The sequence below is a fragment of the Trichocoleus sp. AS-A1 genome, from assembly GCF_039962015.1.
Taxonomy (GTDB): domain Bacteria; phylum Cyanobacteriota; class Cyanobacteriia; order Cyanobacteriales; family FACHB-T130; genus FACHB-T130.
Genome location: NZ_JAMPKG010000030.1, coordinates 21,559 through 35,808, shown reverse-complemented (window position 1 = coordinate 35,808; position 14,250 = coordinate 21,559). Strand labels below are relative to the sequence as shown.

Here is a 14,250-nt window from a genome sequence, read left to right as displayed (position 1 = left end):
ACGCCCTATAAGAGTAGTTTTAGGCCAATCAGTAGACGCTTCAAAATTTTAATCAATTTATAACAATTGATTTTCTTTAATTTAATTTTCTAAATGCGCTCTCAATTTTATCAGGGGACTAGAGATGTTTAATCCCACAATGGTGATGATCGATACCTTCGTTGAACGCCTGCGAGCTGCCTATTGCCGTACTTACGGCGGTCTTAAACCAGACTACCCTGATATCATCGTCTGGGCTGGAAACATGGCTCTGGAAAATATTGCTAACAGCGACGCCCTTTATCACAACGTCGAACACACCATCTTTGTCACCTTAGTGGGACAAGCAATTTTGCGGGGCAAACATATCCGCTTTGGGGGAGTTTATTGCGAAGATTGGTTGCACTGTATCATTTCTTTGTTGTGCCATGATATTGGCTACGTGAAAGGAGTTTGCCTGCAAGATCGACCTAGTGAAAGGGTGTATGCCACAGGTATCGACAACTTGCTCATTTCGCTGCCAACCGGATTAACCGATGCTAGCCTTACACCTTATCATGTAGATCGCGGAAAACTGTTTATTGAGGAGCGTTTTGGCGGTCACAAACTGATAGATACAGAAACCATCAAGAACAATATCGAGTTAACTCGTTTTCCTGTGCCAGCAGATGCAGATCATCAAGATACTAATAACTTTCCAGGCTTAATTCGTGCCGCCGATTTAATTGGTCAACTTAGCGATCCGCGCTACTTGCAAAAAATTAGTGGATTGTTCTACGAATTTGAAGAAACTGGGGTGAATAAAACCTTGGGTTACAAAACTCCCGGAGATTTGCGAAGAAACTACCCGAAGTTTTACTGGAATGTCGTTTATCCTTACATCCAGGATGGATTACGCTACTTAGAGCTGACGCAAGAGGGAAAGCAGATATTAGCAAACCTCTATGCCAATATATTTGTGGTAGAACACGAATAGATTTCATGCCCAAAATTAATGCTCAAAGTTTAGCATTGCTGACAATTGAAATTGTGTAGGGGTACCTCTTGTGGATGTCCCTACAAAATTGTCTTCGTTTCTAGGCTACTCTGCTTGTAAGGGAGAGAGGATGCGATCGCATCCTCTCTCCCTTGCCCTTAGCGCCTACCCCTCAACCCAACTGATTCTTGATATATTAATGACTGACACAGCGACCTTGTACTCATAAACTCAAACAAGTCTCGGAAAACAAGCATCTACGCACCACTGGTTAGCGACAACGCGGCTGTTGAATGATAAGTAGCAATGCTCAGCCTGCGTCTTGTAACGAGAAGTTAACACGTTTGAGTCGCCCAACAGTATTCAAAAAGGGTCGCAGTGCGTCAGAATCATCATTGATATGACAGAATTTTGCACCAGTTACTCAGGCTGCGACAAAAAGTAACCATCCTCGAAGGATAAAGCTATGCCCACTGCACCGGCAACCCCCGATACCGATAATCTCGATGCCAAACAGCTCCTGAGAACGCTCGTAGCTGTTAAAAAAGGTGACTTTTCTGTCCGGATGCCGATTGACCAGACTGGCATGGCGGGGAAAATTGCCGATACGCTCAACGACATCATTGAGATGAATCAGAGGATGGCGACTGAGCTAGAACGGATCAGCACGGTTGTTGGGAAAGAAGGAAAAATCGCCCAGCGTGCTTCGATTGGAACGGCAGGGGGTTCCTGGTCAGCAAGTGTAGATTCTGTCAATACGCTAATTACAGATTTAGTTCAACCGACCGCTGAAACTGCTCGCGTGATCCGGGCAGTTGCCAATGGCGACCTATCTCAGAGAATCGCACCGGAGATTGAAGGTAGAGCCTTGCAAGGGGAATTCCTCCAAACCGCACAGGTCGTCAACACGATGGTGGATCAGCTTTCCTCCTTTGCCTCAGAAGTCACGCGGGTTGCCCGTGAAGTGGGCACCGAAGGCAAGCTGGGCGTGCAAGCAGAAGTGAAGGGCGTCGCTGGCACCTGGAAGGATTTGACCGATAACGTCAACTTGATGGCAGGAAATTTGACCGCCCAAGTCCGGAACATCGCCGAAGTGACGACTGCGGTTGCCAATGGCGACCTTTCTAAGAAAATCACCGTCGATGTCAAAGGCGAAATTTTAGAGCTGAAAAACACTGTCAACGTCATGGTGGACCAGCTCAACTCCTTTGCATCAGAAGTGACGCGGGTTGCCCGCGAAGTAGGTACGGAAGGTAAACTGGGCGGTCAGGCAGAAGTTCGTGGTGTTGCCGGAACCTGGAAGGATCTCACCGATTCGGTGAACTTGATGGCGGGGAACTTGACAGCGCAGGTGCGGAACATTGCAGAAGTAACGACGGCAGTAGCAAATGGCGACCTTTCCAAGAAAATCACGGTTGATGTCAAAGGCGAAATTTTAGATTTGAAGGACACCATCAACGTGATGGTGGATCAGCTCAACTCCTTTGCCTCGGAAGTCACGCGAGTTGCCCGCGAAGTGGGTGCAGATGGGAAGTTGGGCGGTCAGGCAGAAGTGAAAGGAGTTGCCGGAACTTGGAAGGATCTCACCGATTCGGTGAACTTCATGGCAGGAAGTTTAACCTCCCAGGTGCGGAACATCGCAGAAGTGACGACGGCGGTGGCAAATGGCGACTTGTCGAAGAAAATTACTGTCGATGTGCGCGGGGAAATTTTAGAGCTAAAAAACACCGTCAATACGATGGTGGATCAGCTCAACTCCTTCGCCTCGGAAGTGACGCGGGTGGCGCGTGAGGTGGGTACGGAAGGGAAACTGGGCGTACAAGCAGAAGTCGGTGGAGTTGCCGGAACTTGGAAGGATCTCACCGATTCGGTGAACTTGATGGCGGGGAATCTAACCGCGCAGGTGCGGAACATCGCGGAAGTGACGACGGCGGTAGCAAATGGCGACTTGTCGAAGAAAATTACTGTCGATGTCAAAGGGGAAATTTTCGAGCTGAAAAACACCGTCAACATCATGGTGGATCAGCTTTCTTCCTTCGCCTCGGAAGTGACGCGGGTGGCGCGGGAGGTAGGCGCAGATGGGAAGCTGGGGGGTCAGGCGGAAGTACGGGGCGTTGCCGGAACCTGGAAGGATCTCACCGATTCGGTGAACTTTATGGCGGGTTCTTTGACCGCGCAGGTGCGGAACATCGCGGAAGTGACGACGGCGGTGGCGAATGGCGATCTTTCTAAGAAAATTACCGTCGATGTCAAAGGCGAAATTTTAGAGCTAAAAAACACCGTCAACACGATGGTGGATCAGTTAAACTCATTTGCCTCAGAAGTCACGCGGGTGGCGCGAGAGGTGGGAACGGAAGGGAAACTGGGCGTGCAAGCAGAAGTGCGAGGCGTTGCCGGAACCTGGAAGGATCTCACCGATTCCGTGAACTCGATGGCGGGGAATCTAACCGCACAGGTGCGAAACATCGCGGAAGTGACGACAGCGGTGGCGAATGGCGACCTTTCTAAGAAAATTACCGTCGATGTTAAGGGCGAAATTTTAGAGCTGAAAAAGACGATCAACACGATGGTGGATCAGCTTTCGTCCTTCGCCTCAGAAGTAACGCGGGTGGCGCGAGAGGTGGGTTCGGAAGGGAAACTCGGCGTACAAGCAGAAGTGCGAGGCGTTGCCGGAACGTGGAAGGATCTCACCGACTCGGTGAACTCGATGGCGGGGAACCTCACCGAACAAGTGCGAAACATCGCGGAAGTGGCGACGGCGATCGCAAATGGCGACTTATCTAAGAAAATTACCGTCCAAGTTAAAGGCGAAATTTTAGAGCTGAAAAACACGATCAATATCATGGTGGATCAGCTTTCGTCCTTTGCCTCGGAGGTAACGCGGGTGGCGCGAGAGGTGGGTTCGGAAGGGAAACTCGGCGTGCAAGCAGATGTGCGAGGGGTTGCCGGAACCTGGAAGGATCTCACCGATTCGGTGAACTTCATGGCGGGTTCTTTGACTGCACAGGTGCGAAACATTGCCGCCGTGACGACGGCGGTGGCGAATGGCGACTTATCCAAGAAAATTACCGTCGATGTTAAAGGGGAAATTTTAGAGCTGAAAAACACCGTCAACACGATGGTGGATCAGCTCAACTCCTTTGCCTCGGAGGTGACACGGGTGGCGCGAGAGGTGGGGACGGAAGGGAAACTCGGCGTACAAGCGGAGGTGCGAGGGGTTGCTGGAACCTGGAAGGATCTCACCGATTCGGTGAACTTCATGGCGGGAAGCTTGACCGCGCAGGTGCGAAACATCGCGGAAGTGACGACGGCGGTGGCGAACGGCGACTTATCTAAGAAAATTACCGTCGATGTTAAAGGCGAGATTTTAGAGCTGAAGAACACGATCAACACGATGGTGGATCAGCTCAACTCTTTTGCCTCGGAAGTGACGCGGGTGGCACGAGAGGTGGGAACGGAAGGAAAACTGGGCGTACAAGCGTATGTCCGAGGGGTTGCCGGAACCTGGAAAGATTTGACCGATAACGTCAACTTGATGGCGGGGAATCTAACCGCGCAGGTGCGGAACATCGCCGAAGTGACGAAGGCGGTGGCAAATGGCGACCTTTCTAAGAAAATCACGGTTGATGTCAAAGGCGAGATTTTGGATCTCAAAGACACGATCAACGTGATGGTGGATCAGCTTTCCTCCTTCGCCTCAGAAGTCACGCGGGTGGCGCGAGAGGTAGGAACTGAAGGGAAATTGGGCGGTCAAGCGGAGGTGCGCGGCGTTGCCGGAACCTGGAAGGATTTGACCGACAACGTGAACTCAATGGCGGGGAACTTAACCGCGCAAGTGCGAGGCATCGCCAAAGTGGTAACGGCAGTTGCCAATGGGGACTTGAAGCGAAAACTGATGCTGGAGGCGAAGGGAGAAATTGAAACCTTAGCCGATACGATCAACGAGATGATCGACACGCTGGCAACCTTTGCCGATCAAGTCACGACAGTGGCGCGAGAGGTCGGAATTGAAGGGAAGCTGGGAGGGCAGGCGAAGGTGCCGGGAGCTGCCGGAACCTGGAGAGCGCTGACCGACAACGTGAACGAACTGGCGGCGAATTTAACCACGCAGGTACGAGCGATCGCAGAAGTCGCGATCGCTGTAACCAGAGGCGACCTCACCCGGTCGATTTCCGTCGCTGCACAAGGCGAAGTCGCCATCCTCAAAGACAACATCAACCAGATGATTGCCAACCTGCGGGAAACAACGCAGAAGAATACCGAGCAAGACTGGTTAAAAACCAACCTCGCCAAATTTACCCGGATGCTTCAGGGACAGCGAGATTTGGAAACCGTCTCCAAACTCATTCTCTCGGAACTCGCTCCTCTGGTATCCGCGCAACACGGTGTGTTTTACCTGATGGAAAGTGGCGAGCAACATCAGGCATTCCTGAAACTTCTGAGTACCTATGCTTACCGCGAGCGCAAGCATCTCGCCAACCACTTCCATTTAGGAGAAGGCTTGGTGGGACAATGCGCCCTGGAAAAAGAACGGATTCTGCTCAGCGAGGTGCCGGACAACTATATCAAGATCAGCTCTGGCTTAGGGGAATCGACTCCGCTGAATGTTGTTGTGTTGCCCGTCCTCTTTGAAGGGCAAGTGACAGCGGTGATTGAACTGGCTTCTTTCCGGCGATTTAGCGAGATTCACCTTACCTTCTTCGATCAGCTCACCGAAAGCATTGCCATCGTTCTGAACACGATCGCCGCTTCGATGCGTACCGAAGAATTGCTCAAGCAGTCCACCGCACTGGCAGAAGAACTCCAAACCCAGCAAAAAGAACTCACAGAAACCAACAAGCGACTGGAACAACAAGCCAAATCACTCCAGGCATCCGAGGAACTGCTCAAGAATCAACAGGAACAGTTGCAGCAAACCAACGAAGAACTGGAAGAGCGATCGCGCTTACTCGCGATGCAAAACCGCGAAGTCGAGCGCAAGAATCGAGAAATCGAACAGGCAAGACAGTCGGTGGAGGAAAAAGCCGAGCAACTGGCACTCACCTCGAAGTACAAGTCGGAATTCTTGGCGAATATGTCCCACGAATTGCGGACGCCGCTAAATAGCTTGTTGATTTTGGCTCGTCTACTTTCTGATAATCCAGAGGGGAACCTGACGCCGAAGCAAGTCGAATACACCCGCACCATTCATTCCGCAGGCACCGATCTGTTGGGACTGATTAACGACATCTTGGATCTGGCAAAAATTGAATCGGGAACGATGTCGGTTGACATCGATCAGATGTTATTTACCGATTTGCGGAGCCAGATGGAGCGAACGTTCCAGCAAGTGGCGCACGACAAAGGACTCGCCTTTACTGTCGAATCCGACGAAAGACTGCCCAAGGGAATGTATACCGACTCGAAACGGTTACAACAAGTCCTGAAGAATCTGCTCTCGAATGCCTTTAAATTTACGGATCAGGGTGCAGTCCGATTACGAGTCGAGCTAGCCACAGGCGGCTGGAGTTCCGAACAGGGGAGTTTAAATCGCGCCCAGACCGTCATTGCTTTTGCCGTCAGCGACACAGGGATTGGGATTGCACCAGATAAGCAGAGAATTATTTTTGAGGCTTTTCAGCAGGCGGATGGAACAACCAGCCGCAAATACGGCGGCACGGGTTTGGGCTTGTCAATCAGTCGAGAAATTGCCCGACTGCTGGGCGGAGAAATTCGTCTGGTGAGCAGTCCGGGACAGGGAAGCACGTTTACCCTCTATTTGCCGCAAGCTTATCAAGATGGGGCAGCAGGAATGAGTCCGGAAGTGCGAAGTATCCTTCCAGGAGCGAGGAGTCCCGTCGCTCCCAGTACCCTCGCACCCAGTATCCCTCAGACCCTTGATGTTCGACCGGCAATTCCACCGGCAACTCCACTGGCGACTCCACCAGCAACTCCACTGGCGACTCCACCGGCGAATCGAAACGACGGCGTTCGTTCCTCCAGTCTCGGAGAGGCAAGTGTCGCCGCGAGTCCCTACCCGCGTTCTGCACACATGGCTGACATTAGCGATGACCGGGACGATATCCAAGCGGGCGATCGCGTGTTGCTAATTGTGGAGGACGATATCAATTTTGCCCGGATCTTGTTGGATATGGCACGACAACAAGGCTTCAAAGGGCTGGTGGCGTTGCGAAGCGATACGGCTCTGGCAATGGTGCGAGAATATCAGCCGGATGCGATTACTCTAGATATCCGGTTGCCGGTGATGGATGGCTGGACGGTGTTAGACCGTTTGAAGCACGACCCAGGCACTCGTCATATCCCCGTGCATATCATCTCCGTCGAAGAAGTCCAGCAGCGCAGCTTGCAACAAGGAGCGATCGCTTATCTACAAAAACCTGTCAGCAGCGAAGCGTTAGCGCAGGCGCTATCTGACATTAAGGGATTTGTCGAGCGCCCCGTGAAGAACTTGCTGGTCGTAGAAGATGATGAAACTCAACGCCACAGCATTGTCGAACTAATCGGCAATAGCGACGTGCAGACGACAGCGGTAGGCACTGGGACAGAGGCACTCGAAGAGCTGAGAACCGGGCACTATGATTGCCTGGTACTGGATTTGGGACTGCCGGATATGACTGGATTTGAGTTGATGGAGCAAATCAAACAGGAGCCTAGCCTGACGACACTCCCGATCATTGTTTATACCGGCAGGGAATTAACCAAACAACAAGAAACCGAACTCAAGCGCATTGCCGAGACGATTATCATCAAAGACGTGCGATCGCCAGAACGTCTTCTGGATGAAACCGCCTTGTTCCTCCACCGAGTGCAGGCAAATTTACCCCGCCCGAAACAACAAATTCTGGAACAATTGCATCAAACCGATCCGGTTCTGACTGGCAAGAAAGTTTTGATTGTTGATGACGATGTGCGGAATATCTTTGCCCTCACCAGTATGCTGGAACTCCATCAAATGGAAGTGTTGTATGCCGAAAATGGCAGAGATGGCATTGCGAAGTTGCAAGAACGCCCCGACATTGATATTGTCCTGATGGACGTGATGATGCCGGAAATGGACGGTTACGAAACCATGCAAGCCATTCGCCAACTCGATTCATTCGCAACACTACCGATGATCGCTCTCACCGCCAAAGCCATGAAAGGCGATCGCGAAAAGTGTATTGAAGCGGGTGCGTCCGACTACATCACCAAACCTGTAGATACCGAGCAATTGCTCTCCCTGCTTCGCGTCTGGCTCTATCGATAAGGCAAAAGAAAAAAGGCAAAGAAGCAGCAAAAGTTCTTGCTGTTTCTTTGTCTCTGTTTCTTTTACCTTTCTACCTTTTACTTTTTACTGTATGAACACGCCCAAAAATAGCAGCGAACTTGAAGATATTGAAATTCAGTTGCTATTGGAGGGCGTGTATCGTTACTACGGATTTGATTTCCGAAATTATGCTCCCGCTTCACTCAAGCGCCGCATCTGGAATGCGATTCGTGCGGAGCATTTAAGCAGTGTATCCGCGCTTCAGGAAAGAGTCCTCCACGATGCAAACGCGATGGAGCGATTTCTGCTCGGTCTCTCCGTCAACGTGACCGCCATGTTCCGCGATCCGACCTTTTATTTAACATTTAGAAATAAAGTTGTTCCCTTATTGCGAACATATCCATTTATTCGGATCTGGTGTGCAGGTTGTTCAACTGGAGAGGAAGTTTATTCAATCGCAATTTTGTTGCAAGAAGAAGAGCTTTATCACCGTTGCCGCATCTATGCAACCGACATGAATGAAATGGTATTAAGAAAAGCCAAAAGTGGCATTTTCCCCCTCCATTTAATGCAGGAATATACTCAGCATTATCTCAAAGCAGGCGGGATTAAGTCTTTTTCGGAGTATTATACCGCTGCTTATGATAGCGCTATTTTTCGGGCGTCCCTCAAAGAAAACATTATTTTTTCTCAACATAATCTAGCGATCGATGGTTCTTTTAATGAATTTAATGTCATCTTATGTCGCAACGTCCTAATCTATTTCAATCCATTTCTTCAGGAACGGGTTCACAATCTTTTGTACGATAGCCTTTGTAGATTTGGAATTTTAGGATTAGGTCGTCAGGAATCCCTGAAAACCACTCTATACGAAAAACACTATGAGGAGTTAGAAAATCATGAAAAGATTTACCGAAAATTGGCTTAATTAAAACTTTCTAATTACAAATTACACATAAATGCAAGATTTCCCAAATCAATGGAATAAAAAGGAGGTGAACATTTTTTAGGTCAAGAGTAGTAGGTAATTGGAAATCCTTCACTACCCACCCGTTTTATTGAGTTTTGCCCATCTACTGATTCATGGTGAGTATGACTTTTGATATTGTTGTTGTCGGCACATCATTAGGTGGGTTACAAGCTTTAACCGTAATGCTCGCAGGTCTACCAAATACTTTCCCAGCGGCTGTGGTTGTCGTCCAACACCGTCACAAAGCCTCTGATAACACGCTGAGCTTCTTTCTCCAGCAGTACAGCACTTTGCCGGTGGCGGAAGCGGAAGATAAAGAAGAAATTCTGCCTCGACGGGTATACCTAGCTCCCGCTGATTATCACTTACTGGTGGAACCCCGACAGGCATGGGGACACCGCCAAGGTCGGTACGGCGGCATCGCCACATTAGCACTCTCCACTGAGGCTCCTGTATGCAATGCCCGACCGTCGATTGATGTGCTGTTTGAATCGGCGGCTGATGCTTATGCACAGAGAGTTATCGGGGTGATTTTAACCGGAGCAAGCCAGGATGGTGCGAAAGGCTTGGCAAAAATTAAAGCACGCGGCGGACGGGCTATAGTACAAGAGCCTGCAACAGCAGAAAGCCGGATCATGCCGGAAGCCGCGATCGCATCTGTAACGGTAGACTGGATTGTGCAGCTCCAAGACATTGCCCCTCTTTTAGTCAACCTTTGTCAATCGGCTGTGAGGTGAAAAAATCAGATATGTGACGCCAAAGCCCTAGTAGCTCAACAGCCGAATCTAGACACATCAAATCTTCATCTAAAAACCCTGGATTCTGGTTTCTAAAATTTGTAACTTTGGATAGTGGTATCAATAGCGAAACAGTGACAGGCTCGACAAAGCCGCTCAAACAAGTCCCGACCTTCCAGAAAATGCAGCCCGAAGAAATAGTTAACGTCCTCCTTGTGGACGATCACCCAGAAAATTTACTGGCTTTGGAGGCGATCCTGGGCAGCCTCGGTCAAAATTTGGTCAGAGCTACATCGGGCGAACAAGCCTTGCGATGTCTGCTTGAGCGGGATTTTGCCGTGATTTTGCTTGATGTCCAGATGCCCGGTCTAGATGGATTTGAGACGGCAAAGCTGATTCGACAACGACAGCGATCGCGCCACACGCCGATTATTTTCCTAACCGCATTTAGCAGCAGCGACTCTCTGGTTTTCAAAGGTTATTCCCTGGGTGCAGTAGATTACCTGCTCAAACCACTGGAACCGGAAATATTAACCTCCAAGGTGGGGGTGTTTGTTGACTTGTTCAAGAAAACCGCAGAGGTGAAACGACAAGCGGCACAACTGACTGCTGTTAACTCAGAACTTAGGCAAAGTGAAGAGCGTTTTCGCTCGTTAAGTGCCTGCTCGCCCTTGGGCATTTTTATGACCGATATTGAAGGGCGCTGTACCTACGCAAATCCGCGCTGCCAAGCGATTTGTGGCTTGACACCCGATCTCAAAACGGGAGTTTTAACCTCGCTCTATGAAGAAGGCTGGTTGCAATCGGTACATCCAGAAGACCGCGATCGCGTCTATACACATTGGTCTACTTGTATGAGCATCGGTCAGGAATGCTCTAACGAGTTTCGCTGTCAAACTCCGGAGGAGATTGTGCGTTGGGTTTACCTCCGCTCCTCCCCGATGCTGACCGATACCGGCGAACTTATCGGTCATGTCGGCACCCTAGAAGACATCACCGAGCGCAAAGCCGCAGAGGAAGCCCGCGCTCAGATGATCCGCGAACAGGTGGCACGACAGGAAGCCGAGGCGGCAAACCGGATTAAAGATGAGTTCCTCGCAACTCTGTCTCACGAACTCCGCACTCCCCTCAACTCGATGCTGGGTTGGACTCAACTGCTCCGCAGCCGCAAGTATGATGAAAAGACGACAGCCCGTGCCCTGGAAACAATTGAGCGTAACGCCAAGTTACAGGCGCAACTGATTGAGGATATTCTCGATGTCTCGCGGATTATTCGCGGGAAGCTACGGTTAAATATCTGTCAAGTTAATCTTGTCCCCGTGATTGAGGCGGCGCTGGATGCGGTTCGTCCGGCGGCTGAGGATAAAGGGATTCAATTGGAAAGCGTACTCGATCGCGCCGTGGAACTGGTTCCTGGCGATCCTAACCGCTTGCAGCAAGTTGTTTGGAATCTACTCTCCAATTCGATCAAGTTCACGTCTTCAGGGGGAAAGGTGCAGGTGCGCCTTTTCAAGGATGGCGATCGCGCTCAAATTAGCATCAGCGACACCGGCGTGGGCATCAGCCCAGATTTTCTCCCCTATATTTTCGATCGCTTCCGTCAAGCAGATAGCACCACCACCAGGCGCTATGGTGGCTTGGGACTTGGTTTAGCAATTGTCCACAACTTAGTGGAACTGCAAGGCGGCACGATTGAGGCAAGAAGTGAGGGAGAAGGGAAAGGGTCAACATTTATCGTGAAGCTGCCAGTAGTATCCGATCAGCTCAAGACTTGCGATTTGGAGTCTATCTCCTCAGGTAAAAAAGTCGCGATCGCGTCTCCTCCCTCTCTAGAAACGTTGCAGGTGCTGGTGGTGGATGACGATACAGATACCCGCGATTTTTTGAGGGCGGCGCTAGAACAATACCACGCTCAGGTGACGGCTGTGGCATCGGTTCAGGAAGCGATGCAAGCTCTAGAACACTTAAAACCCGATGTACTGGTGAGCGACATTGGAATGCCTAATGAGGACGGTTATGGCTTGATCCGCAAAGTGAGAGCTTTGGAATCTCAGCGAGGAGAAACGAGCATTCCCGCGATCGCGCTGACTGCTTATGCCAGGGGTGAGGAGCGATCGCAGGCACTCGAAGCAGGTTTCCAGGTACACCTGCCTAAACCCGTTGAGGCAATCAAATTAATTGCTTCTGTGGCAAACTTGGCGGGGCTGAGTACAAAGCTCGCAGACGTGTAGCAATCTCTAAACCAATCGTTCTTTCAATCAGGCGATTTCTATAACGAGATTGCTTGCTAGCCGCACGGCTGTAAGCGTTGGTTAGGCGATAGATATCCCGCGATGGGAGCAGGACTATCTGTTCGCGCCGATCGTCTTGTCGAAGAAGTCGAACGTCCGGTACAGCGCCTTGAGCGACGCTTCGCGTGTCTGCTTGTAGGTCGATCCGATGAAGCTGTGACCCATTCCCATACAAAAAAAGGCATAAAAAAAAGGAGAGCCACTTGGGCGACTCTCCCGATCATCAGGGTGCATCTACTAAACAAAATATATCACTTGGGGATGAGGGGTGTCACCCCTTATTTTGTTTTTTTCGTGAAGTTTCCTCGCTTTTATGTGAAGTGAAGACGAAGATAATTGTCAACATAAATCAGGCAAAGGGTTGTGCGGCAAATGTAGCAGATACGTATTTCTGCGAGCGATCGCCTGCACATCCGCTACATTTTCTACCAGCACCCGTTGCCTGGGCTTCAGCCTTGCGGAGTAGGTTTTGACGACTCCGCAAGGCGGTATATTTTGGCTTGTCTAACTAACTGTTCAACTTCTGAGCCATCATTTGGTTCGTGAGTTTCGGGTCAGCTTGACCTCCTGTTTGCTTCATCACCTGCCCCACAAAGAAACCCAACAGCTTAGTTTTACCGCTGCGATACTGTTCCAGCTCTTTGGGATTTGCCGCTATAACTTCATTGATGATTTTTTCCAGCTCACCCTTGTCAGAGATTTGCTTGACTCCTTTGCTCTCTACCAGTTCTTTCGCAGAACCCCCTTTAGACAGCAACTCTGGCAGAATCTCTTTAGCGATTTTGCCGCTGATAGTTCCGTCTTCAATTAAGGAGATGAGTTCCGCGAGGATCTGGGGTTTGAGGGCAATTTCAGCGATATTCAGTTTAGCGGTGTTGAGATAGGCAGAAATATCACCCATCACCCAGTTAGCCGCTTGCTTGGGATTCGCCTTGGCAGAAACCGCCGCTTCAAAATACTCCGACACCGATCTATCGTCGGTTAGGACGCGGGCATCGTAAGCAGACAAACCCAATTCACTTTCGTAACGATGACGTTTTTGCGCTGGCAGTTCCGGCAGTTCCGACTTCCACTTAGATAATTGCTCAGCGGAGACTTGTATGGGAGTTAGGTCGGGTTCTGGGAAGTAGCGGTAATCGCTAGAGCCTTCCTTCTTCCGCATACTCACTGTGCGTTGGCTACCTTCCTCCCAAAGCCTGGTTTCTTGAATAATTCGCTCGCCGGATTGGATGGCTTCAATTTGCCGGTCGATTTCGTACTCAATCGCCCGTTGGATGGCGTTGAAGGAGTTCATATTTTTGATTTCGACCTTCGTGCCAAACTCCTTCTGACCAACCGGACGCACGGAGATATTCACGTCGCAGCGCAGCGAACCTTCTTGCATATTGCCGTCACTGACGCCCAGATAGCGGACAATCCGGCGCAGTTCTTGGGCATATTCAGCAGCTTCAACCCCCGAACGGATATCCGGTTCGGAGACAATTTCTACCAAGGGAATGCCGGTGCGGTTGTAGTCTACTAAAGAATAGGTAGAACCAGAGAGTCTTTCACTACCCGCATGAACCAATTTTCCAGCATCTTCTTCCATGTGCAGGCGAGTGATGCCAATCTTTTTGCGGATGGGATTGCCATCTGCGTCAGTTAGCTCAATCTCCAGCCAACCATGTTCGGCAATGGGCAAATCGTACTGAGAAACTTGATAATTTTTGGGCAGATCGGGATAAAAATATTGCTTACGGTCAAATTTGCTATAAGGAGCGATCGCGCAGTTGAGAGCCAAACCGGCTTTAACCGCGTACTCCAGCACCTTTTGATTCAGCACCGGCAATACTCCAGGCATTCCCATACACACTGGACAGACATTCTGATTGGGCGTCGCACCAAATTCGGTGGAGCAATTACAGAAAATCTTGGTTTCGGTACTGAGTTGACAGTGAGTTTCCAGACCGATAATAGCTTCGTACTGAGTTTTAACCGGAGCAGCAGTCGTCATGAGCTTACAGAGTGCAGATAATTGCAACACTTCGGCTCTATTTTAGCTTTGTCTTAAC

General features: G+C 50.1%; 7 protein-coding genes. 5 read left to right on the top strand and 2 right to left on the bottom strand.

Translation table 11 applies throughout. The features are described 5' to 3' along the window. The first annotated feature begins 124 nt into the window (after positions 1-124). The 5 genes from NC994_RS20595 to NC994_RS20575 all read left to right on the top strand — a co-directional run bounded on the left by NC994_RS20595 (position 125) and on the right by NC994_RS20575 (position 12,139). The gene (locus NC994_RS20595) at positions 125-955 is read left to right on the top strand and encodes an Npun_R2479 family HD domain-containing metalloprotein (protein ID WP_190437286.1); all 831 of its coding nucleotides are present in this window, start codon (positions 125-127) and stop codon (positions 953-955) included. Between the two features lie 466 nt (positions 956-1,421). Continuing rightward, complete coding sequence (locus tag NC994_RS20590; protein ID WP_190437284.1) at positions 1,422-8,201, top strand: HAMP domain-containing protein; 6,780 nt, start codon at positions 1,422-1,424, stop codon at positions 8,199-8,201. 91 nt (positions 8,202-8,292) lie between these two features. After that, positions 8,293-9,129, top strand: a complete 837-nt coding sequence (locus NC994_RS20585; RefSeq protein ID WP_190411949.1) for a protein-glutamate O-methyltransferase CheR — start codon at positions 8,293-8,295, stop codon at positions 9,127-9,129. A gap of 164 nt (positions 9,130-9,293) precedes the next feature. Beyond that, positions 9,294-9,908, top strand: a complete 615-nt coding sequence (locus NC994_RS20580) for a chemotaxis protein CheB (RefSeq protein WP_190411999.1) — start codon at positions 9,294-9,296, stop codon at positions 9,906-9,908. A gap of 182 nt (positions 9,909-10,090) precedes the next feature. After that, a complete protein-coding gene (locus NC994_RS20575) occupies positions 10,091-12,139 on the top strand; it encodes a response regulator (RefSeq protein WP_190437345.1) in 2,049 nt (682 codons plus the stop codon). 409 nt (positions 12,140-12,548) lie between these two features. On the opposite strand, the gene NC994_RS20570 is transcribed toward NC994_RS20575, so the two are convergent. Next, positions 12,549-12,683 (bottom strand): hypothetical protein, encoded by a 135-nt coding sequence (locus NC994_RS20570; protein WP_277877538.1) that lies wholly within the window; start codon positions 12,681-12,683, stop codon positions 12,549-12,551. 24 nt (positions 12,684-12,707) lie between these two features. Further along, positions 12,708-14,192, bottom strand: a complete 1,485-nt coding sequence (gene gatB, locus NC994_RS20565) for an Asp-tRNA(Asn)/Glu-tRNA(Gln) amidotransferase subunit GatB (RefSeq protein WP_190437282.1) — start codon at positions 14,190-14,192, stop codon at positions 12,708-12,710. Positions 14,193-14,250: the final 58 nt, after the last annotated feature.